Genomic DNA, 20,970 nt, shown 5'->3' with positions numbered 1-20,970 from the left:
GGGCGGCTGCGCAACGCCCACCAGGTGGAGTCCCTGGTCGCGAACCTGATCTCGGTCAACCGCCGCTACAAGGCACACGCCGGGCTCCGCGTCACCGACGTGTAGAGCGTCAACGCTCCTGCGGTTCCACAGCCGGTGCCGCCGCCCCCAGCGCCCTCAGTACGAAGTCGCGCACACGGGCGGCAGCCTCGGTCGCGCTCATGGACACCGTCGGCGCCATCTGCTCGTCGAATGCCTGGGCGATAACGGCGCGAATGAACCGGGCGTCCGACTCGGGGTCGGTCCAGGGGAACGAACCGTCCTGGCGCCCCCGATACAGGATCTGCGCAAGGGCGGCCTCCTGCCCCGCTGCGACCCGGGCCCGCTCCGCGGCGTACCCCGCAGCGCGCTGGGCTCCCTCGGAGGACAGGATTCGTACATGCTGGCGCCGACGCGCCTCGGACGTCAGGCGCAGCATCGCCTCGATCCATCCCTGCAACGCCTCGACAGGAGTGCCCGCGCTGGCCGCGGCGCTCTGCAGTTCGGCCAGCAGCCGCTCGCTGTCCCGCCGGAACATGGCGAGGAGCAGGTCGTCCTTGGAGTCGAAGTGCCGGTAGAAGGCACGCGTCCCGAGCCCTGCGATGCGCAGGATGTCGCCTACCGACGCTCCCGCGCCTCCTGCCTCGGCCAGGCAGCGGTAGGCCGCCTTGATGATCCGCTCACGCTCCGCGGACTCCGTAGGCACGGGCGCGGCCTCCTCTCCGTCTGTCCCGCACGACCACGCGGGACGACCAGGGTAACCATGTCCGGCCCCGGTGAACACGGGCGAGGGGCGGTCAGGCATCATGTGGCCGGGCATCTAGACAGCAGCGAGCAGACCGGTCGCCGCACGCTCTCGCAGCCGGTCCGGGAGCGCGACCAGCGCCTCGGCGGCCTTGGCACGCCGGAGGTAGCGGTGGGCGGGGTGCTCCCAGGTGAAGCCCATGCCACCGTGCACCTGTACGCACCCCTGGGCGACGGAGACCGCGGTCTCCAGGGCCTCGGCGGCTGCCAGGCACACAGCGGTGTCGGTGTCCGGACCGGGCTCGTCGAGTGCACCGGCCGCGGCGGCGACCAGAGCCCGGGCCGACTCGACGGCGATGAGCATGTTCGCGCAGCGATGCGACACGGCCTGGAAAGTGCCGATGGCGCGGCCGAACTGGTGCCTGGTCCTGGCGTACTTCACCGCGAGGTCCATGGCCTCGGCGGCGACCCCCACGGCATCCGCGGCGAGCAGGACGAGCGCCGCCCGTTCGGCGGCGCCCAGGACGTCACCGAAGGTGTCGGGTCCTGCCACCCGTCGGGCGGGGCAGTCGGTCAGAGCGACGGCGCCCAGGGGGCGGGTCGGGTCCAGGGCGTCGACGGGTGTCGTGACACACCCGTTCTGCGGCTCCACCGCGAACAGGGCAGGGCCGGCCGCCGTCTCCGCCGTGACCAGGAACACGGCCGCACACGGTGCGTCGGCGACCACGGGCACGGTTCCGGTCAGGGTCCACTCCCCGGATCCGTCCTCGGCGCGCATCCCCGGAGCCCGGCTCCAGCCGTCGGCGCTGCGTCCGACGGCGAGTGCGGCCGTCACACCGTCACGCGTCATCCGGCGCAGCCATCCCGCGGCCTCGTCCGTCCCCGCCGTCAGCAGGGCGGCCTGAGCCGCGACGATGGACACCGTCGGCACGGGCGCGAGCCGGCGCCCCAGCTCCTCCTGCGCGGCGACCGCGAGGGAGAAACCGGCGCCTTCGCCGCCGTACTCCTCGGGGACCGCCAGTCCCGGTACACCCATGTCCCTGAGCTCCTGCCACAGCTCCCGGTCCCAGCTCTCGGGCCCGTCGGCCAGGGCGGCCACCGTTTCGATGTCGCAGCGCCGGTGCAGCAGGCCACCGAGCGCCTCTCGCAGTTCCTTCTCGATCTCCGCGTCGGCGGTCATCAACGCACCTCGTACTTCCGGTTCTTGACAGCATCGCGGTCGATCTGCGCCTTGCCGATCGGGTTGCCGATCTGGGTGTAGGCGAGCCCCGAGGCGAGGGCCTGGCTGCGCCCGGTGTCCAGGGATTCCCAAATCGCCCTGATGCTTCCTTGCACCGCGACGGGTGGCTTGGCCGCGATCAGCGCGGCCAGTTCGTGCGCCCGCTCGCGCAGCCGCTCCCGCTGGACGACCTCGCTGACGAAGCCGATCTCAAGGGCCCGGCGCGCCGACATCCGCTCGTCGTTGCCCAGCAGCACCATCCGCAGCACCTCCCCGATGGGGATACGGCGGACGAGCCCGATGGGCTCGAGAGCCGCGACCATGCCGTAGGTGGTGTGCGGGTCGAAGAAGGTGGCGTCCTCGGCGGCGACGATGATGTCGGCCTCGTTCAGCCAGTAGAGGGCTCCCCCGGCCACCATGCCGTGCACCGCGCAGACGAGAGGCTTCCAGCAGCGGTTCAGCTTGGGCGACAGGCTGGTCCCGGGATCCAGGTCGCTGAACGGGTTGGGGTGCCGGTCGATGCCCTCCCCCACATCGACGCCGGTGCAGAAGGCCCGCTCGCCCTCCGCCTGGAGGACCACCACGTGGACGGCGTCCTCCTGGGCGGCATACCGCCACAGCGCGGCGAAGTCGTCCAGGGTCTGCTGGTTGAAGGCGTTCAGCCGTTCGGGCCGGTTGAGGGTCACCGTCAGGACATGGTCCTCGCCGAGTTCGGCCAGGATCGTCTGGAAGGCCGGCAGCTTGCTCGGTCCGGTTGGTGGCGTCATCAGGCTTCCTTCCTCCACGAGGGCAGGCCCAGGACCTTCTCGGCGATGGTGTTGCGCTGGATCTCCGCGGTGCCGGCCCCGATGGTCGAGGAGCGGCTCATCAGATATCCGTAGGTCCATCGTCCGCCTTCCGGGGCGGTCTGCTCGCGCTGGCCCAGTACGGCGTCGGGCCCGACGACGCGCAGCGCGACCTCGTGCAGACGCTGGTCGAACTCGGCACGCACCAGCCGGTTGACCGAGGCCGCGGGACCGGGGTCCCGGCCCTGCAGCACTGCGTCGAGGGCACGCCGGCTGTTGGAGGCGAGCACCCGTACCGAGGCCTCGATCCTGGCCAGGTCCTGCCGGACGACGGGGTCGTCCGCGGCGCCCGAGGTCTTGGCGAGCCGGTGCAGTTCGTTGACGACCCGCCGATATCGGAACTCGTCGGACAGGAACGCGGTGGCCCGCTCGTGGCCCAGGCTGGTGCGGGCGATGGCCCACCCGCCGTCCTCCTCCCCCACCAGATTCGCGACCGGCACACGTACGTCGTCGAAGTAGACCTCGGAGAAGTGCGTACCACCGCTGATGTCCTTCAGGGGCCGCACGGTGATGCCCTCGCTCTTCATGGAGATGAGCAGGTACGAGATCCCGGCGCCGCCGGGTCCGGCGGGGCCCGTGCGGATCAGGGCGAACATCCAGTCGGCCAGGTGGGCCATGGTGGTCCACAGCTTCTGACCGTTGACGACGTACTCGTCGCCGACTCGCTCCGCTCGGGTGGTCAGCGAGGTCAGGTCGCTTCCGGCACCCGGTTCGGAGAAGCCCTGGCACCAGAATTCGTCGGCGCGCAGCAGTGGTCGCAGGTACCGCTTCTTCTGCTCGGGGGTGCCGTGCTTGATGAGGGTGGGTGCCACGATGAAGGACAGCCCGCAGGGGTGCTTGGGGGCGCGGGCGGCCGTCATCTGCTGGTGGTAGGCGATCTGGTCGGCCAGGTCCAGTCCCATGCCGCCGGCCTCGGCAGGCCAGCCGGGAGCCGCGAGGTGAGCCTCCTCCAGATCGGCGTGGAAAGCGCGGGCCCAGGCCAGGCGCGCGGTCTTGTCGCGGGGCGGCCTGCCCTCGTGGGCGTCCAGGAACTCAGCCAGGCGCACACTCCAGTGCGCCTGGTGCGCGGGGGACGTACCGGCGTCCTGGACCGTGGCGCTGGCCATCGGGCCTCCTCGGAGTCGAAGGATCGGGGGGTTATTCGGTGGGGACGAGGCCGATGCCGGCGGCGACCCGTTCCAGGTGCCACGAGGTGCTGCCGAGCAGCAGTGCCGACGACTTGGCCCGGCGCAGGTAGAGGTGGGCGTCGTGCTCCCAGGTGTAGCCGATGCCGCCGTGGATCTGGATGGTCTCGGCCGCCGCGTGGACGTAGGCCTCGGAGCAGTACGCCCGGGCCACCGACGCGGCCAGACCCTGCTCGCCGGCGGCCGCGTCCGCCGACCACAGCCGGGCCGCGTCCTGGGCGGCCGCCTTGGCGGACTCCACTTCATAGAGCAGTTCGGCGCACTTGTGCTTGATCGCCTGGAAGGCGCCGATCGGCCGGCCGAACTGCTCGCGTGTCTTCGCGTACTCGACAGACAGTTCAAGGCATCGCTCGGCGCCGCCCGCCTGCTCGGCGGCGAGACCGACGGCCCCCAGGTCGAGAACCCTGGCGATGACCGCGTCAGCCGTGCCCTCGGTACCGATGAGGCGGGCGGGCGTCCGGTCGAAATGGACCCGCGCCAGCTTTCGGGTGGGGTCGAGTGCGGGGAGTGGCCGGCGCTCCACGGCTTCCGGATCGACGGCGAAAAGGGAGAGCCCCTTCTCCGTGCGCGCCACGGTCAGCAGGAGCCCCGCCGCGTATCCGTCGGTGACCCGTTCCTTGGTGCCGAACAGCAGGTGGCGGTCCCCGTCGGCGCGCGCGGTCGTCCATACGGCGTCCAGGTCGCGGATGTCCGAGTTGCCCTCGGCCGCCGCGAGGGTCGCGATCACGGAGCCGTCCGCGATGTCCGGGAGGAATTCGGCGCAGGCCGTCTCGTCCCCGCTCTCCAGGAGTGCGGCCGGTGCGAGCACGGCCGAGGACAGGTACGGGGCGCACAGCAGAGTGCGGCCCATCTCCGCCATGACGACGGCGAGTTCGGCCGCTCCGGCGCCGGCCCCTCCGAAGCGTTCGGGAACGATGAGGCCGACCAGGCCCAGTTCGTCCGCGAGGCGGTGCCAGACCTCGGGGTCGTAGCCCTCGTCGGTCTCCGCCAGCCGGCGTACCTCGCTGCTCGGCGAGGCGTGCTCCAGGAAGGCACGGACGACCTTGCGGAGTTCGTCGTGCTCGTCGTTGCGGTCGCTCACGGCGCTCATCCCTTCGGGAGGCCGAGGACGCGTTCGGCCAGGATGTTCTTCATGACCTCGGTGGTGCCCGCGGCGATGGTCGATGCACGTCCGCGCAGGAAGCGGTGGACCTCGGGGCCGTCCCCGGCGGCGATGGCGGCGGGGCCCGCCGCGTCCAGCAGGGTCTCGCCCAGGCGCTGCGTGGTCAGGCTCCAGCCGAGTTTGATGACGGACTGGGCGGGGCCGGGCTGCTCCCCCGCGCTCAGGGCGCGCAGCACGTCCCGGCCGAGCAGGCCGACCGTGCGGGCCTCGACATAGCGGCGGGCCAGCTCTTGGCGCAGCACGGGGTCGGCCACGCCGTCCGGGAACCCGGCCACCGCCTTCTTCACGTCCCGTTGGAGGGAGTTGGCGAGTTCGACGACGCCGGCTCGCTCATGGCCGAGGGTGGTCATGGTGACGCGCCAGCCCTCGTTGAGGGGGCCCAGCAGGGAGTCGGCCGGGACGTGCACGTCGGTGAAGAACAGCTCGGCGAACTCGTAGTCGCCCGTGATCTGGCGCAGGGGCCGGCGTTCGATGCCGGGGGTGTCCAGGGGGACGAGCAGGACCGAGATGCCCTGGTGCGGGCGGGCCCCGAGATCCGTGCGGACCAGGAGCATGCAGTGAGTGGCTCGCATGCCGTCCGAGGTCCACACCTTCTGGCCGTTGATCCGGAAACCGTCTCCCTCGGGCTCCGCACGAGTGCGCAGGGACGCGAGGTCGCTGCCCGCGTCGGGCTCGCTGAAGCCCTGGCACCAGATCTCCTCCGTGGACAGAATCCGGGGAAGGGAGGCGCGCTGCCCGGGGGTGCCGAACCGGGAGATGGTGGGGCCGACGTTCTTGATGCCGAAGACGCCGGCGATGTCGGGGGCTCCCGCGCGGGCGAGCTCCGCGTCGCACTCCAGGCGGTCGAGGATGCCGAGACCCCGTCCGCCGTCCTCGACCGGCCAGTGCGGGGCCGCCCAGCCGCCCATGTGGAGGGCCCGCTGCCAGGCGAGACGGGCCGCGAAGGAGCGGTTGTCCGGCCAGGCCCGGTGCAGAGCAGGGGCGATCTCGTCGAGGTAGGCCCGGAGTTCTCCGGCTGCCGTGCTCATCGTCGTCGTCCTCGTCACTTGGGGCCGAAGCGCAGTGCGCCGTCGATCCGGATCACTTCGCCGTTGAGGTAGTCGTTCTCGGCGATGTGCTGGACCAGCGCGCCGTATTCCTCGGGCCGTCCCATGCGCTTGGGGAACGGCACCTTGGAGCCCCAGGTCTCCTGCGCCTGCTCCTCGGGGATGCGGAAGGCCGGGGTGAAGAAGGTGCCGGGCGCGATGGTCATGACACGGATGCCGACCGCGGACAGGTCACGAGCGGCCACCAGTCCGAGGCCGACCACCCCGCTCTTGGCCGCGGCGTAGTCGGACTGGCCGATCTGGCCCTCGAACGCGGCGATGCTGGCCGTGTTGACCACCACCCCACGGGTGCCGGACTCGTTCGGCGTGTTCTTCGCCATCGCCGCGGCCGACAGACGCAGCACGTTGAACGTGCCGGTGAGGTACACGTCCAGGGTGCGCTTGAACAGGTCGAGGGCGTACGGGTTGCCGTCGCGGTCCAGCACGCGGGCGTGGGCGACCGGACCGCCGTGCGCGCTGACGGCGACCCTCAACTCGCCTAGTCCCCGCGCGACTTCGAGCGCCGCGAGCACGCTGTCCTCGTGGGTCACGTCGGTCCGGGCGAAGACCGCGCCGTCACCGAGTTCCTTGGCGAGGGCCTCGCCGCGTTCGTCGGCGAGGTCCGCGATGACGACCTTGGCCCCGGCCGCCGCCAGGCGCCGTACCGTCGCCTCGCCGAGTCCGCCCGCTCCGCCCGTCACCAGGGCGACGCCATCAGCCAGCTCCATTGCTGCTCCTCGTATCGGAATCGGAATGTCTACTCGCCGCGCCACACCGGCGGACGCTTCTCCGCGAAGGCGATGGCGCCCTCACGCGCGTCGGCGGACCTGAGGACGGGCCCCATGATCGCGGCCTGTCTGTCGAAGGCCTCCTCCGCGGACCAGTCGGCCGAGCGGACGATGATCTCCTTGGTGGCGGCTACCGCCAGCGGACCGTTGGCCGCGATGCGCGCCGCCAGTCGCCGAGCGCCCTCCAGCGCCTGGCCCGGCTCGGTCAGCTGGTTCACCAGGCCGTAGCGGTGTGCCCGGGCGGCATCCAGGAAGTCACCGGTGAGGGCCAGCTCCATGGCGACGGCGTAGGGGATGCGCCTCGGCAGGCGCAGCAGTCCGCCGGCTCCGGCGACCAGACCGCGTTTGACCTCGGGAATGCCGAACCTGGCGTCGTCGGCGGCCACCACCAGGTCGCAGGCGAGGACGATCTCGCAGCCACCAGCCAGGGCGTAGCCCTCGACGGCGGCGATGACCGGCTTGCGTGGTGGCCGCCTGGTGATGCCGGCGAAGCCGCGGCCCTCCAGGGCCACCGTCTCACCGGCGACGAACGCCTTGAGGTCCATGCCTGAGCAGAAGGTGCCGCTCGCGCCGGTGATGACGGCGGCGGTCAGGTCCTTGCGGGAATCGAACTCGTCCAGGGCGGCCGCGACGCCCTCGCTGACTGCGCGGTTGACGGCGTTGCGGGCCTCTGGCCTGTTGATGGTGATGAGTGTGACGCCGTCGGCGTGCTCCACCAGTACCTCGTCGGACATGGCGCGTGGGTCTCCTTGAGGGATCAGCGAGGCGCCATGCGGATGGCGCCGTCGAGGCGGATGGTCTCGCCGTTGACGTAGGCGTTCTCGATCAGGAACTGCGCCGTCCGGCCGTACTCGTCAGGGGTTCCGAAGCGCTTGGGGTTCGGCACACTCGCCGCCAGCGACGCCTGGACGTCCTCGCGCAGGGAGTCGAAGAGCGGGGTCTTCATCAGACCGGGGGCGATGGTGTTCACGCGGATGTCGCGGCCGGCGAGGTCGCGCGCGGCGACGATCGTCATGCCCACCACGCCGCCCTTGGAAGCACTGTAGGCGATCTGGCCGATCTGGCCCTCGTACGCCGCCACGGACGCGGTCAGGACGATCACGCCGCGCTCGCCGTCCACTGGCTCGGTGGCCGCCATGGCCGCGGCGCCCAGGCGCAGTGCGTTGTACGAGCCGATCAGGTTGACCCGGATCACCTTGTCGAAGCCCGCGAGCTCTCCCGGCTGCCCGTCCCGGTCGACCAGCCGGATGGTGTGGTTGATGCCGGCACAGTGCACCAGGGCGCGCAACGGACCGGCTTCGCCCGCCGCGGCGACAGCGTCGCGAAACTGGTCCTCGTCGGTCACGTCGGTGGGGACGAAGCGGACGCGGTCGCCCAGTTCGTCGGCGACCTTCTGGCCCGGCGAGGACGGCAGATCGGCGATGACCACGCGGGCACCGGCCTCGGCGAGCCGTTTGACCGTTCCGAGTCCGAGACCGGAAGCACCGCCGGTGACCAGCGCGGACATTCCCTCGATGTGCATTGGAGATCTCCTGGTGGTGGAGAGAGGCGTCTTCCAGCACCATACCTCGCGCCAGCTCACCTAGTAAACTATGTTGACCTTCTAGTCATGCCGCGTCGGCGGCCCCCTCCGCCCGCACCGCGCCCGTCATGTACAGGCGGCCATCGGCGTCGAGCGCTCCGCGGTCGCCGGTCGCGAACCAGCCGTCGACGATCGGCGGCTCCCCGGCCTGCTCCAGGTAGCCGAGGAACAGTTCCGGTCCCCGGCTGAGGATCCGCCCGTCCCGCCCGGGCGGCACATCCCGGCCGGCGGAGTCCACGATCCGCACCTCGTTGCCCGGCAGCAGGCGCCCGGCACCCGCGACACGCAAATGCAGCGAGTCGCGCGGCGACCCCACGGCGATGGTGGGATGCTCCACCCGGCTGTAGCCACCGTAGGCCGCGATCCCGGCACGGTCGGCTTGTTCCACCACCGCTCGTGTGATCGCGCCGAGGATGTGACATTCCTCCATGTCAGCCAGCCCTTCGCCACTGCGGGCACCGGCCTCCAACAGGGCTGTCAGATGGAAGCGGGTCAGGGCGACCGATGTCACGTGATGCCGCTGGATGAGTTCCACCGCAGTGGTCGCGTCCCAGCGCTCGAGGAACACCGCGGGCAGCCCGGTCACCAATGCGCGCAGCAGGCTCGTCGTGGCGGTGAGGTCACCCGCGCCCGGCGGAGCGAGGTGGACACGCCTGGGAACGACACCGGGCGCGGGCGGCATCGTGGCCAGTTCGGCGAGCAGCGAGGCATGGGTGTGCAGGACGGCCCGCGACGGCATCGACCGGACTGCCGGGGCGTGCGCGATCAGCGCCACCTCGTCCGGGCGCGCGGCCGCCGCCGGAGGTTGCGGACGGAAGCGTTCGAGTATCTCCCATTCGATGGCGTCGGCGGGCACACCGGCCGTCGGCCAGGTCCCGGGGACCGCGACGACATGCCTCAGCCCAGGGAGGCCGTCGGCCGCGTTGCGGGCCCGAAGCACGTCGTGGGAGCGCCAGGCCGAGGTGACCAGCGCGACCGCCCGGGATCGCCGCAGCGCACGCTGCACCTCGTGGGCGCTCCAGGAGAGGTCGAAGGGCATCAGCACCGCGCCCCGCAGCAGGACCGCCGCATGGGCGACAGCTTCCTCGACCCGGTGCGGCAACTGCACGGCGACCACGTCGCCGCGCTCGATGCCCAGGGCCGCGAGTCCCGCGGCGACACTGCACGCGCGCCGATGGAGCTCCGCGAGCGTCACCTCCGCGACCGAGGCCACGCCGTGGAAGACGAGGCGGACATGACCGCGTTCCAGCGCCGCGACGCGGAGGCCGATGGACGGGGAGTTCGCCAGGCGTGCCAGGTGGGCCTCGGCCGGCATCGTCTGCTGTGACATCTCGTTCGCTCCGCTCTTCGCTGTACGGACACACCGGCGCCGGCCGCCGGTCGAGTCTGGTCGGAGGCCCTCGTGCACCCTGTGGGGAGCGACCGGGCCCGGAAGTCAGTCGGCGACCCGATGACGCCGCAGTTCGTGCCGCACCATGCCGTCCAGGTCGGCTGCGGGCGGCTCGGGCAGGTTCACCCGCGGGGCGCGCCTCGTCGGTAGCAGCACGACTGCTACGCCGGGCGTGGTGGTCTGCCCGCGCTGGTTCTCGCACCACACCTGGAGGTGCACCTCGTGACGGCCGTCGGCCTCGAGTTTGCCCACGACCCTTCCCTGCACCCAGGTGGTGTCACCGAGGTAGTTGAACTTGCGGTGCTCGCAGCGCAGCTTCCACAACCAGGCGTCGTCGCCCATCCAGTCGGTGATCGCGTGCACCAGCCAGGTCTCCCGCATACCGCCGTAGTCGTAGGACGTCGGCAGTCCCAGCTCCTGGGCCCGCTGCGGCTCCCAGTGCAGTCGCTGGACGGTGTCGGGCACGCTGAGCGCGTTGGCGGGGTAGAGACCCGGCGCCTTCCTGCGGGTGTCGTACTGGATCCGGAAGGCTCCGGGAGGCGTGAGCTGCATGCCCCAGCCGAGATGCCACACGACGACGTCCGTGGTCGTCAGGGGGCCCTTGACACGGGGCTGCAGTTCGTCGCCGACACGTACGTCCTCCCAGTAGCGGGGCTCGGAGCCGCGGCGTGTCTCGGCCGCGTAGGCCGCGTCGATCTCCGCCAACTGCCCGGGCGTGTAGGGAGTCTGCTCCAGCTGCTCCTTGGCCCGGTTCTTCGAGGTGTGGCGCTCGGCGTTGATCCAGGTTCCGCGCCGTACGGCGTGCATCCGGCCCTGTCCGTCGGTGTAGAGGAAGTCATTGGTGACGTGGGCCGTACGACCACCGAAGCTCGACTTCTTCTCCGCGACGCCCACCTGTGCCTGCAGCACCCGGCAACGGTCGCCCAGCGCCAGCGGGCGCCACCACTCGAACTCCATCACCGCCTGGTAGGAGCCCAGCCCGGCGAACGGGTCACCCTTGAGCAGCGCCTTGGTCTCCGCATCGGGCTTGGGTGCGGCGTCCTCCCCCATCGTGTAGAGAAAGGTCGGCGGGGCGAGGAGCCTGCCCCAACGGGTGCCGGCCGCGTACTCGGGGTCGCAGTACAGCGGGTTGTCGTCGCCGTAGCCGTAGGCGAAGTGGCGGGCGGCGTCCCACGTCACCTCGTAGTTGTGCGGGGGGTTCCGCTGCGGCTGCGGCACGCCGAGGCGCCCCCGGGACCTCTCCAGTGCGGCCTCGGTCAGAACCCCGAAGGCTTCCTCCCGCACTGTCGGCTGCGCGCTACTCACGTGTCCTTCTCCCTCGTGTCGGTGACTTTCCGCTCTCGCACCTTGGACCTACAGAGCTATCATAGTGAACTAGGTTAGATGAGTCTTGGGCGGTTGGGAATGAGGAGGACGGGCATGGAGTACGGAATTCCGTGGCAGGGAGCCGAGGTCGCCGCCGAGGCGGAGGCAGCCGGGGTGACGATGTTCTGCAGCGGTGAGTTCGTGGACCACGAGGCGTACACGACGCTCACCGAGATGGCGTTCGCCACCCGTACGGCGACGGTGGGCCCCGCGATCGCGTACGCCTTCGCCCGTACCCCTTACGCACACGCCGCCGCTCTTCGCGGTCTGTGGAATCACGCCCCGGGCAGGCTGTTCCTCGGTCTCGGCTCCGGGGCGTACCGCATCAACCGGGACTGGTTCGGCGTCGAGGCGGACCGGCCGGTGGCCCGGATGGCCGACCTCGTCGGGGCCGTGCGGGCCTGGCTCCATGCCGAGAACGGCGAACCGGTGCGCTACGAGGGCGAGTTCTACCGCGTGGATGCCGACGTGCGCGCGCCCGTGCTGGGCCGTATCGAGGTGCCTGTGCTGCTCGCCGGCTTCAACAGGCAGATGGCCGGCGCCGCCGGACGGGTCGCGGACGGGGTGATCGGGCACGGCCTGTTCACGCGCAGCTGGTGGGACGAGGTGGTACGGCCCGCGGTGGCACGCGGAGCCGAACGGGGCGAACGCGAGAAGCGGCCCGTCGAGCACGGGTGGGTGATCACCGCCGTGAATGACGACGACCCCGAGCGCGCAGTCCGCGACGCCCGCCGCATGATCGCCTTCTATCTCACCGTGAAGACCTACGACCCCTATGTCGAGCATCACGGCTGGCAGAAGCCGGTCGAGGAGCTGCGGGAAGCCTTCCGGCGCGGCGACACCGACGGCATGGCCGGGGCGGTCACCGACGAGATGGTCGAGGAGATCGCGATCTGCGGCTCCACCCGGGATGCGCGCGAGGCCCTGCGTCGACGCGGCGACTCACTCGCCCGCGACGTGGCCTATTTCGCGCCCCCGTCCTTCCTTGTCAGCGAGCGGCGCCGACAGGCCTACGCTCGGGCAAGCCTGGCTTTGCTCGACTGAGCCCCCCAACCGGCCTCAACGGCAGAAGGCCCACCCGGTTCTCCCGGATGGGCCTCCTCCCCGGTCGCCGCACCGACCGTCACCGTGGTTCGCGTGGCAGCCCCAGAGCCCGCTCGGCCACCACCGTGCGCAGCACCTCGTTGGCTCCGCCCGCGATGGTGTACGCCCGTGCGTACAGGAAGGCGTCCTGCCACCAGCCGTCGGCCACCGCACCGGCATCACCCTCGGTCAGCAGGGCATCGGCGCCCTGGAGGGCCATGCCGAACTCGGCCAGCGCCAGGTTGGTCTCACCGAAGAAGATCTTGCCGAGGGGGGCGGCCGCGGGATCCTCCCGGCCGGCCAGCATCTGCGACTGCTGGAGCTTGTTCATGAGGTTGTTCACGTACACCCGGGTGCCGAGCCGGCCGATGTCCCGTCGCACGGAGGCGTCGTCGAGCGCGGGCCGCCCCGCGACGGAGGCGTTCGCCGCTACGCCGAGGACGTCGTCCAGGTACAGGAACAGTTCGGCGGCGTGCCCGGCGACCCCGGTGCGTTCATGGGCGAGGCTGGACATCGCCACACGCCAGCCGTCGTCCACCTCACCGATGACCCGGTCGGCGGGGATCCGTACGGCGTCGAGGAAGACCTCGTTGAAGTCCGTGGTGCCGGTGATCTCACGTAGCGGGCGGATGTCGACGCCCGGTGCGCGCATGTCGAGGGCGAAGGCCGTGATGCCCTTGTGCTTGGGGGCGTCCGGGTCGGTCCGAGCCAGCAGGTAGCCGACGTCCGCGTGCTGGCCGTTGGTCGTCCACACCTTCTGGCCGTCCACGACGAACTCGTCACCCTCACGGCGGGCCCTGGTGGTCAGAGCCGCCAGGTCACTGCCCGCTCCCGGCTCACTGAACAACTGGCACCAGATGTCCTGGGCCCCCCTGATACGGGGCAGGAAGTGGTCCTTCTGCTCCTTCGTGCCGTACTCGATCACGGCGGCCGCGGCGAGCGAGGCGGCGCCGATCGGCTCCCAGGTGCGCGCCCGCGTCAGCTCCTCGGCCACGATGAACGCCTCCAGCGGATGGGCGTCCGGCCTGCCTCCGTACTGTTCCGGCCAGCCGATCCCCAGAAATCCCTCGGCGTACAGCTGAGCGGTCCAGGCGCGGATCGCCGGAACAAGTTCGGGCTCCGGGGCGCGTACCCCTGTATGCGCCTTGATTCCCGGCGCATGATCGGAGATGAAGGCACGCACACGGGCCCGGAACGCATCGAGTTCGGGCAAGGTGTCGAGTCGCACGGTGGCCTCCACGGGGTACCGAGGCCGATACAGACCTCATCGACTTGGTTAACTTAGTGATACCATACCTCTTCCAATCGATGGAGCCGTGCGTCGGGGACCACAGCCCGGCGGAAAGAGGGAGCGACGGTGGATTTCGAACCCAGCGAGGAGCAGGGGATGCTCCGAGACGTCTCCCGGGTCACCCTCCGGGACCACGCCGGACCCGAGCGGGTACGAGGCATGCTCGGCGCGGACGAGGACGTGGACGCCAAGCTGTGGCAGCTGGGGGCGGACCTGGGATGGATGGGTCTCGCGCTGCCCGAGGAGTACGACGGGGCGGGCCAGGGTCTGACGGAACTCGCACTGGTCGCCGAGGAACTGGGCCGGGCCGTGGCCCGTGGGCCGTTCCTCACCAGCGCTCTCGTCGGACTCGCGGTGAGCCGGGGCGGCTCCGCCGAGCTCCGCGCCGAAGTCCTACCCCTGCTCGCGGCAGGGTCTGCTCGCGCGACCTGGGCGTTCGCGGAGGCCGGGGGGCAATGGAGCACACGGCACCAGCTCACCACGGCCACACCGCAGCGGGACGGTTTCGTGCTGCGCGGCACCAAGTCCGGGGTCCAGGACGCCGGCAGCGCCCGCTGGCTGCTGGTCGCGGCGCTGCTCGACGCGGAGCCGGTCAACTTTCTCGTGGACCGCCACGCCACAGGTGTCACCGTGCGCCGCCAGCGGTCACTGGACCTGACCCGCAACCTGTACGAGGTGTCCCTGGACCGGGTGCACGTCCCGTTCGGGAGTCGGCTCGATGCCGAGCCCGCCGGTGTGAGCCGACTGCGCGACGCGGGCGCCGTCCTGACTGCCGCCGACGCGCTGGGCGCGGCCGAGTGGCTGCTGGCTGCCACGCTCGAATACGCCAAGGTCCGGGTGCAATTCGGTCGGCCCATCGGCAGCTTCCAGGCGATCAAGCACAAGGCCGCCGACATGCGCCTGGCCGTCCAGGGCATGCGAGCAGCCGTGTACTACGCCGCCATGGCCGCCGATGCCGGTGCGCCGGACGCCTCGCAGGCCGCGAGCACCGCGAAGGCCTTTGCCTCCGAGGAGGCGAGCAGACTGGCCGGTGAGGCCTTGCAGATCCACGGCGGTATCGGGTTCACCTGGGAGCACGATCTCCACCTGTACCTGCGCCGCGTCAAGGCCGACGAGGTGCTGTACGGCAACTCCGCCCTGCACTACGAACGCGTGTGCCGACTGCTGCTGGCAGCGCGGCACCCGGTTTTCCCCTGAGGCACCGCCATGGACACCGTCAAACGCATCGGTCCGCGTGAGTTCGCAGACGACGCCTCCACATGGTTGGAGCTGGCCCCTTCCGGGGAGCCGGTGACACCGGTTGCCTTCGTCGACTTGGACCAATGGGTCCCGGGCGACCCGTTGCCGGTCCTCTCCGACGAGCCGCGCCGGATACTGATCGGAGTAACCAAAGACTCCGTGCCGGACCGCCTCTCGCCCCTCGTGCAGAGGCTGACGTTCACTCTCGTGCCGGTCGGCGAGGACGGCGACGGATCCGAGCGGGTGGGAGTGACGGATCCCTGGGCGACCGCCGAGCGCATAGCCGAGTACACGGCCGCCGCGCCCAGGGCCGCGGTGACACTGAACGGTCTGCTCCGGCTCACCGAAAGGCTGCCGGTCGCCGACGGCCTGACCGCCGAGTCACTGGCCTACTCGATGCTGTTGGCGGGCCCCGAGTTCGCCGCCTGGCGCGCCCGTACTCCGCGACGGCCGGTGCCCGAGCATCCCGAGCCGGTCCTGCTCTCCCGCGACGGACCCCTCCTGCGCGTCGTCCTCAACCGGCCGCAGCGCCACAACGCCTTCAGCCGGGACGTGCGGGACAGCCTTGTCGAGGCGCTGGCCCTCGCCCGGCTCGACCCGACGATCACCGAGGTGGAGCTGAGCGGCAACGGTCCGTCGTTCTGCAGCGGTGGGGATCTCGACGAGTTCGGTACGACGCCCGACGTGGCGACCGCCCATCTGATCCGACTCCGCCAGAGCGCCGGCCACGCGGTGCACCGTGCTGCCGACCGGGTCCGGGTCCGACTACATGGCGCCTGCATCGGCGCGGGCATCGAGGTCCCGGCGTTCGCCGACCGGGTCGAGGCCACCCCAGACGCATACTTCCAGCTCCCCGAACTACGCATGGGACTGGTTCCCGGAGCAGGGGGCACCGTGAGCGTCACGCGGCGCATCGGGCGGTGGCGTACCGCGTACCTGGTCCTCAGCGGTGCACCGATCGACGCGCGCACCGCGTTGGAGTGGGGCCTCATCGACACTTGCGTGGGGCGCTGACACCACCGGCTCCATGCCGATCGTGGCCGTTCCCGTCGGGAACGGCCACGACTCGCCCTGCTCAGACCTCAGCCGCGCCGGCGTGCAGCCGGGTGACGACGCTGCGCCGCACCAGCTTGCCCGTGGGCGTCCTCGGAAGTTCGTCCCAGATCTCGATGCGGTCCGGCGTCTTGCTCCCGCGCAGTGCCTCACGGACGAAGCGGCGCAGCTCCTCGGGCTCGGCGGTCGTCCCTGGCCGCGCCACGACGACCGCCTCGATGCGCTGTCCCCACTCCTCGTCGGGCACGCCCACCACAGCTACGTCCTGCACGGCGGGATGCCGCATCAGCACGTCCTCGATCTCCGCGGGAGCGATGTTCTCGGCACCACGGATGATGGTGTCGTCGGCGCGGCCCGCGATGAACAGGTAGCCGTCCTCATCCAGGTAACCGTGATCCCGGGTGTCGAAGAAGCCGCGGGCGTCGACGGCCTTGCCGTGACCCACGTACTCGGCGGAGACCTGCTCACCCCGTACGCAGACGCGGCCCTTCTGTCCCGGTGGAAGCAGACGGTCCTCGTAGTCGCGGATCTCCAGTTCGACCGTGGGCACGGGACGGCCGACCGAGGCCAGCCGGGCGCGCACGACCGGGGCGTCACTGGCGAGCGCGGCCCGGTGGTCCTCGGGGCCGAGGACCGCGATGGTGGAACTCGTCTCGGTCAGGCCGTAGGCATTGACGAAGCCGACGTGCGGCCAGGTCCGCAGCGCCCGCTCGATCACCACCGAAGGCATCGGCGCCCCGCCGTAGGCGAGGCCGCGCAGGGCAGGCAGCGTCTTGTCGGCGCCGCTGTCCACGATCCGCGCAAGCATGGTGGGCACCACCATGGCGTTCGTGATGCCTTCATCCCGCACCAGCCGCAGCCACTCCTCGGGCGTGAAACGCTCCAGCACGACCGTCCTGCGGCCGGCGTAGAGGTTCGTCAGGACGTTGGCCACGGCCGCGATGTGGTAAGGCGGCACGCTCATCAGCGCCGCCTCGTCCGGCTCGGCGGAGGCGAACTCGACCGTGCCGAGCACATAGGAGACCAGGTTGGCATGGCGGAGCAACACACCTTTGGGGGCCGAGGTGGTACCGCTGGTGTAGATGATGACGGCCGCACTCTCCGGTTCGGCAAACGCCTCCTCGACGTCCGTCACGTCGGCCTCGCGGGCGGCGCGCAGCCACTCCTCGGACGAGCGGGCCCGCAACCCGGCGCGCTCCAGCGCCTCAAGTTGGTCAGGGCCCGCGATCCCGAGTGCCTTGGGGTGGTTGGCCAGGAGCAGGGAGAGCTGTTCCTCGCCCAGGCGGTAGTTCACCGGAACGAGCGGTACACCGGCCCGGGCGGCCGCGCACAGGGCGACAGGGAAGGCCGGGCCGTTCACATCGAGGAAGACCAGGGCGTCCGCACCCGCCTCGCGGATGCCGGCGGCGGCCGCGAGGGAGCAGGCTCGCAGCTCCGCTGCGGTCAGACCACCGTCCCGGCGGCCGGTGACCACACGATCCGCGAAACCCTCGGCTGCCATGTCGAGCAGCATCGTCACGTTCACTGCAGGCTCACCTCCCGCCGGTCAGTCGGAGGCCGGGAGCGCCTTGGCGGCCTTGACCGGCAGCGGACGCCCGTCCACGGCGAGCGTGCCCTGCCCGGGCTTGGTGCACAGCAACTCCAGACCGAGTTCGTCGTCCGCGTAGCGCTTGCCCAGCAGCGTCCCGTCAGCCTGCGTGGGGTCCGGCACCCCCGTAACGGCGGCCTTGTCACGTGTGTCGCACATCTCCGCGCCACCGCAGGTGATCCTCACGTCTGCGTCGGGGGCACGGACGACGATGACGGCCGTCTCGTCGACGGTGCTGGCGAGTGTCTGCCCGACTCGTGGCTTCACTGTGACTCCCAAGGTGTGCGTTTCATTCTTGGCGGCTCAGCCGGTTCGTGCACCTCTGCTCTCGATGGAGGTGACTCCGGCCACGTCGGCTGCGGCTCGTACGAAAGCCGACGCAGTCTGGACTTCTGGGGCCTGCCCGTCAGGAGGAGGAGACGGGAGGTGCAGGCCCGGTCGCGCTCGTGGTCCGCCGTCCGAGGGCCGGCCGTCCCCGCTGCTCGCCGGGGCGTCCCGCTCCCGGCGTTCATGCCGCCCCGTCCGCGGCAAGCGCGGCCCGTACGAGGTCGAGCAGCTCGACGCGGCTGACCTTGGACGACGGTGTCCGGGGCAGGGCGTCGACGACCAGGATATGAGCCGGGACCTCGTACGGCGTGAGTACCTCACGGCAGGACGTGGTGAGCTCCTGCACAGTCGGCGGTATGCAGCCGGGTCGCAGCTCGACGGCGGCCACCGGTACATGGCCCAGGCGGGCGTCCGGCAGGGCCGCGACGGCCGCTTCGTGCACGGCGGGATGGCGTTCGAGGGCCCGGCGTACCTGGTCGGGCTGGACCTTGAAGCCACCGCGGATGATCGCGTCGTCCGCCCGGCCGTGGATCCACAGGAACCCGTCCTCGTCGAGGCGGGCGAGATCACTTGTGCGCACCCAGGCGCCACTTCCGTCGGGCGACTGCGCGGTACGGATCTCCAGGTGGCCTACTTCACCGAACTCGACGCCGGTCCCGTCGCCCTCGACGACACGCATCTCGACGCCCGGAAGAGGGCGCCCGGCACTGCCCGCCTTGGTGTCCCACCACTTCTCGTGCAGCGGGAGGGTCCAGGCGGCGACAGCCCCGGCGAACTCGGTGGCTCCGTACGTCATCAGAACGCGGGCGCCGTACGTACGGAAGAACGCGTTCGCGAGTTCGGGCGGGCAGTAGGTGGTGCCGCAGGTGACCACGCGGAGGCTGGAGAGTCTCTTCGGCGGCACCTTGGCGTCGAGAACGGTGCGCAGCGCGGCCGGGACGAGTCCGGCGGCCGGCGGCCGGTGCCGTTCGACCGCGCGTACCCAGGGCTCCAGCGCGAAGCGGCGTAGAAGGACGAGACGGCGACCTGCGTAGAGGCCCGAGAGAGCACTCCACAGACCACCGATGTGCACGAGTGGCGTGGTCACAAGGCTCACGCCAGAGCGCAGGAGCACGCCTTCCTTCGGACTCTGCCCGCTGGATTCCAGGGCCGTGTCGAACTGCCGGTCGAGAAGGCGGACGCGCTTGGGCGGGCCTGTCGTACCGGAGGTGAGCATCTCGATGGACACGCCTGCCGCGGTTTCGGCATCCGGACATGGGCTGCCTCCGGTGGGCTCCACGGTCCCGTCGGGTTCGAGGCGGAGCCCCAGCCCCGTTCCGGTGACGGCGTTCAGTACCCCCTCCTCATCCAGCACGCCGGGGGACGCGACGACCACGGGCAGCCCACTGCGGGTGATGTCGGCGGCCAGCCGCTCGGGGGGCTGCAGCGGGCTCAGGGTGACGACGCATCTGCCGGTGGCGAGCACCGAGCAGACCACGGCGAGATGCTCAGGCCGGTTTTCGAGAACGACTCCGACTCTCGCTCCTGGTCCCAGGCCCGCTTCGGTCAGCAACGTGTCGAGACGCCGAGCGGTCGAGCGCAGCGCTCCCCAGTGCCACCACGACTCCTCGAACTCCACGGCTCGGGCGTCCGCGGGAGCCTTGCTCAGCAGTTCGGCCAGGCGACTGCGAGCGCCCATGGGTCACCTCCATTTCCAGAGAAAGCATACTGAGATAACTATGTCTGGGAAAGCCTTCGCGCCCACAAGTGCGCGACCAAGGGGTCGCCGCACCCGCCGTCACCCCGTCGCGAGCAGTTCGACGATGGTGGCGTTGGCCATACCGCCGCCCTCGCACATGGTCTGCAGGCCGTAACGGATGCCGTTGTCACGCATGTGATGGACCAGGGTGGTCATCAGACGGGCCCCCGAGGCACCCAGCGGATGACCGATGGCGATCGCGCCGCCGTTGGGGTTGAGCCGCCCCGGGTCCGCTCCGGTCTCCGCGAGCCATGCCATCGGTACGGGCGCGAAGGCCTCGTTGACCTCGAAGACGCCGATGTCGTCGATGGACAGCCCGGAGCGGGCCAGGGCCTTGGCCGTGGCGGGGATCGGCGCGCCCAGCATGAGAACCGGGTCGTCCCCGGCGAGTACGGCCGTGTGCACGCGAGCGATGGGCGCGAGGCCCAGCTGAGCGGCCTTCTGCGAGGTCATCATGAGCAGCGCCGCGGCACCGTCACTGATCTGCGAGGAGTTGCCGGCGTGGATGGTGCCGTCCTCCTTGAAGGCGGGCCGCAGCCCCGCCAGCTTCTCGGCGGTCGTCCCTCGCCGGAGGCCTTCGTCGGTGGCGAACACCGTGCCGTCGGCGAGAGCGACCGGCGCGAGCTGCCCCTGGAAGACGCCCTTGTCGGCCGCCTCCGCGAGTTTGGCGTGGGAGCCGGAGGCGAACTCGTCCATCTCCCTACGACCGAAGCCCCACTTCTCGACCATCATCTCGGCGCCGACGCCCTGGTTGAAGCTCCGGCCGTAGCGTTCCTGCACGAGTGGACCGCCCGCCCTGCCCAACTCGGGGTCCCGCACCGAGGACCCGATGGGCACGGCGCTCATCATCTCGACGCCACCGGCGACGGCCACGTCGTACTGCCCGGAGATCAGGCCTGCCGCCGCGAAGTGCACCGACTGCTGGGACGAGCCGCACTGGCGGTCGACGGTGGTGGCCGGAACCGACTCCGGCCAGCCGGCCGCGAGCACGCCCATGCGGCCCACGTTGTTGGCCTGCTGCCCCACCTGCTGCACACAGCCCCAGACGACGTCGTCGACGAGGGCCGGGTCGAGCTTGGTGCGCTCGACCAGCGCCCGGAGCACATGAGCGGACAGGTCGGCGGCGTGCCGATCCGCGAGGGATCCGTTCCGCCTGCCGACCGGAGTGCGGACCGCGTCGACGATGACGGCGTCGCGTGTGGACATAAAGCAGCCTCCTCGCTCACAACAACTGTAGGTTAGTTTACTAGGTCACCTATGCTGACTCCA

At 70.8% G+C, this 20,970-nt stretch carries 19 protein-coding genes and 1 pseudogene; 4 read left to right on the top strand and 16 right to left on the bottom strand.

Features of this window, described 5'->3' with window-relative positions; genetic code table 11:
* A pseudogene (locus tag ACFWPS_RS47310) lies at window positions 1-105 on the top strand (NADPH-dependent F420 reductase); the annotation flags it as partial.
* 4 nt (window positions 106-109) lie between these two features.
* On the opposite strand, the gene ACFWPS_RS47305 reads toward ACFWPS_RS47310, so the two are convergent.
* The 11 genes from ACFWPS_RS47305 to ACFWPS_RS47255 all read right to left on the bottom strand — a co-directional run bounded on the left by ACFWPS_RS47305 (window position 110) and on the right by ACFWPS_RS47255 (window position 11,322).
* The gene (locus ACFWPS_RS47305) at window positions 110-724 is read right to left on the bottom strand and encodes a TetR/AcrR family transcriptional regulator (RefSeq protein ID WP_383718716.1); all 615 of its coding nucleotides are present in this window, start codon (window positions 722-724) and stop codon (window positions 110-112) included.
* A 114-nt stretch (window positions 725-838) separates the two neighbouring features.
* Window positions 839-1,942 (bottom strand): acyl-CoA dehydrogenase family protein, encoded by a 1,104-nt coding sequence (locus ACFWPS_RS47300; RefSeq protein ID WP_383718713.1) that lies wholly within the window; start codon window positions 1,940-1,942, stop codon window positions 839-841.
* Complete coding sequence (locus tag ACFWPS_RS47295; RefSeq protein WP_383718710.1) at window positions 1,942-2,748, bottom strand: enoyl-CoA hydratase/isomerase family protein; 807 nt, start codon at window positions 2,746-2,748, stop codon at window positions 1,942-1,944. Before ACFWPS_RS47295 ends, ACFWPS_RS47300 begins: the two co-directional genes overlap by 1 nt.
* A complete protein-coding gene (locus ACFWPS_RS47290) occupies window positions 2,748-3,932 on the bottom strand; it encodes an acyl-CoA dehydrogenase family protein (protein ID WP_383718707.1) in 1,185 nt (394 codons plus the stop codon). Before ACFWPS_RS47290 ends, ACFWPS_RS47295 begins: the two co-directional genes overlap by 1 nt.
* Before the next feature lie 31 nt (window positions 3,933-3,963).
* Window positions 3,964-5,091, bottom strand: a complete 1,128-nt coding sequence (locus ACFWPS_RS47285) for an acyl-CoA dehydrogenase family protein (protein ID WP_383718705.1) — start codon at window positions 5,089-5,091, stop codon at window positions 3,964-3,966.
* A 5-nt stretch (window positions 5,092-5,096) separates the two neighbouring features.
* Window positions 5,097-6,200 (bottom strand): acyl-CoA dehydrogenase family protein, encoded by a 1,104-nt coding sequence (locus tag ACFWPS_RS47280; protein WP_383718702.1) that lies wholly within the window; start codon window positions 6,198-6,200, stop codon window positions 5,097-5,099.
* Window positions 6,201-6,214: 14 nt separating this feature from the next.
* Window positions 6,215-6,985 carry an SDR family NAD(P)-dependent oxidoreductase gene (locus ACFWPS_RS47275; RefSeq protein WP_383718699.1) on the bottom strand — a complete coding sequence of 257 codons (771 nt, stop codon included), beginning with the start codon at window positions 6,983-6,985 and terminating at the stop codon, window positions 6,215-6,217.
* 29 nt (window positions 6,986-7,014) lie between these two features.
* On the bottom strand, window positions 7,015-7,779 hold the full coding sequence (locus ACFWPS_RS47270) for a crotonase/enoyl-CoA hydratase family protein (protein WP_383718696.1): 765 nt from the start codon (window positions 7,777-7,779) through the stop codon (window positions 7,015-7,017).
* Between the two features lie 23 nt (window positions 7,780-7,802).
* Window positions 7,803-8,567, bottom strand: a complete 765-nt coding sequence (locus tag ACFWPS_RS47265; RefSeq protein ID WP_383718694.1) for an SDR family NAD(P)-dependent oxidoreductase — start codon at window positions 8,565-8,567, stop codon at window positions 7,803-7,805.
* Window positions 8,568-8,652: 85 nt separating this feature from the next.
* On the bottom strand, window positions 8,653-9,957 hold the full coding sequence (locus tag ACFWPS_RS47260; RefSeq protein ID WP_383718690.1) for a class I adenylate-forming enzyme family protein: 1,305 nt from the start codon (window positions 9,955-9,957) through the stop codon (window positions 8,653-8,655).
* Window positions 9,958-10,062: 105 nt separating this feature from the next.
* On the bottom strand, window positions 10,063-11,322 hold the full coding sequence (locus ACFWPS_RS47255) for a MaoC family dehydratase N-terminal domain-containing protein (protein ID WP_383718686.1): 1,260 nt from the start codon (window positions 11,320-11,322) through the stop codon (window positions 10,063-10,065).
* A 114-nt stretch (window positions 11,323-11,436) separates the two neighbouring features.
* Between ACFWPS_RS47255 and ACFWPS_RS47250 the strand changes: the two genes are divergently transcribed.
* Complete coding sequence (locus ACFWPS_RS47250) at window positions 11,437-12,426, top strand: LLM class flavin-dependent oxidoreductase (RefSeq protein WP_383718683.1); 990 nt, start codon at window positions 11,437-11,439, stop codon at window positions 12,424-12,426.
* 79 nt (window positions 12,427-12,505) lie between these two features.
* Here ACFWPS_RS47250 and ACFWPS_RS47245 read toward each other — a convergent pair whose 3' ends face one another.
* Window positions 12,506-13,693, bottom strand: coding sequence for an acyl-CoA dehydrogenase family protein (locus ACFWPS_RS47245; protein WP_383718680.1), 1,188 nt, complete (start codon window positions 13,691-13,693; stop codon window positions 12,506-12,508).
* Window positions 13,694-13,822: 129 nt separating this feature from the next.
* Between ACFWPS_RS47245 and ACFWPS_RS47240 the strand changes: the two genes are divergently transcribed.
* The gene (locus ACFWPS_RS47240; RefSeq protein WP_383718677.1) at window positions 13,823-14,953 is read left to right on the top strand and encodes an acyl-CoA dehydrogenase family protein; all 1,131 of its coding nucleotides are present in this window, start codon (window positions 13,823-13,825) and stop codon (window positions 14,951-14,953) included.
* A gap of 9 nt (window positions 14,954-14,962) precedes the next feature.
* Window positions 14,963-16,009, top strand: coding sequence for an enoyl-CoA hydratase/isomerase family protein (locus ACFWPS_RS47235; RefSeq protein WP_383718674.1), 1,047 nt, complete (start codon window positions 14,963-14,965; stop codon window positions 16,007-16,009).
* Between the two features lie 61 nt (window positions 16,010-16,070).
* Here ACFWPS_RS47235 and ACFWPS_RS47230 read toward each other — a convergent pair whose 3' ends face one another.
* The 4 genes from ACFWPS_RS47230 to ACFWPS_RS47215 form a co-directional block, all read right to left on the bottom strand.
* The gene (locus tag ACFWPS_RS47230) at window positions 16,071-17,573 is read right to left on the bottom strand and encodes a class I adenylate-forming enzyme family protein (protein ID WP_383718671.1); all 1,503 of its coding nucleotides are present in this window, start codon (window positions 17,571-17,573) and stop codon (window positions 16,071-16,073) included.
* Between the two features lie 21 nt (window positions 17,574-17,594).
* Entirely contained in the window at window positions 17,595-17,903 is a 309-nt protein-coding gene (locus ACFWPS_RS47225) for a hypothetical protein (protein WP_383718669.1), read from the bottom strand.
* 241 nt (window positions 17,904-18,144) lie between these two features.
* A complete protein-coding gene (locus ACFWPS_RS47220) occupies window positions 18,145-19,641 on the bottom strand; it encodes a class I adenylate-forming enzyme family protein (protein ID WP_383718666.1) in 1,497 nt (498 codons plus the stop codon).
* 99 nt (window positions 19,642-19,740) lie between these two features.
* On the bottom strand, window positions 19,741-20,907 hold the full coding sequence (locus ACFWPS_RS47215) for a thiolase family protein (RefSeq protein WP_383718663.1): 1,167 nt from the start codon (window positions 20,905-20,907) through the stop codon (window positions 19,741-19,743).
* Between the last annotated feature and the right edge of the window lie 63 nt (window positions 20,908-20,970).

This window comes from Streptomyces sp. NPDC058457 (assembly GCF_042720695.1).
Taxonomy (GTDB): Bacteria; Actinomycetota; Actinomycetes; order Streptomycetales; family Streptomycetaceae; genus Streptomyces.
This window is presented reverse-complemented; position numbering and strand designations above follow the sequence as displayed.

What these genes read in the sequence shown, in the direction of transcription:
- ACFWPS_RS47280 (WP_383718702.1), bottom strand. Translation starts at nt 6,200, where the DNA reads ATGAGCACGGCAGCCGGAGAACTCCGGGCCTACCTCGACGAGATCGCC.
- ACFWPS_RS47215 (WP_383718663.1), bottom strand. Translation starts at nt 20,907, where the DNA reads ATGTCCACACGCGACGCCGTCATCGTCGACGCGGTCCGCACTCCGGTC.
- ACFWPS_RS47265 (WP_383718694.1), bottom strand. Translation starts at nt 8,567, where the DNA reads ATGCACATCGAGGGAATGTCCGCGCTGGTCACCGGCGGTGCTTCCGGT.
- ACFWPS_RS47275 (WP_383718699.1), bottom strand. Translation starts at nt 6,985, where the DNA reads ATGGAGCTGGCTGATGGCGTCGCCCTGGTGACGGGCGGAGCGGGCGGA.
- ACFWPS_RS47290 (WP_383718707.1), bottom strand. Translation starts at nt 3,932, where the DNA reads ATGGCCAGCGCCACGGTCCAGGACGCCGGTACGTCCCCCGCGCACCAG.
- ACFWPS_RS47300 (WP_383718713.1), bottom strand. Translation starts at nt 1,942, where the DNA reads ATGACCGCCGACGCGGAGATCGAGAAGGAACTGCGAGAGGCGCTCGGT.
- ACFWPS_RS47295 (WP_383718710.1), bottom strand. Translation starts at nt 2,748, where the DNA reads ATGACGCCACCAACCGGACCGAGCAAGCTGCCGGCCTTCCAGACGATC.
- ACFWPS_RS47250 (WP_383718683.1), top strand. Translation starts at nt 11,437, where the DNA reads ATGGAGTACGGAATTCCGTGGCAGGGAGCCGAGGTCGCCGCCGAGGCG.
- ACFWPS_RS47260 (WP_383718690.1), bottom strand. Translation starts at nt 9,957, where the DNA reads ATGTCACAGCAGACGATGCCGGCCGAGGCCCACCTGGCACGCCTGGCG.
- ACFWPS_RS47220 (WP_383718666.1), bottom strand. Translation starts at nt 19,641, where the DNA reads ATGGGCGCTCGCAGTCGCCTGGCCGAACTGCTGAGCAAGGCTCCCGCG.
- ACFWPS_RS47235 (WP_383718674.1), top strand. Translation starts at nt 14,963, where the DNA reads ATGGACACCGTCAAACGCATCGGTCCGCGTGAGTTCGCAGACGACGCC.
- ACFWPS_RS47270 (WP_383718696.1), bottom strand. Translation starts at nt 7,779, where the DNA reads ATGTCCGACGAGGTACTGGTGGAGCACGCCGACGGCGTCACACTCATC.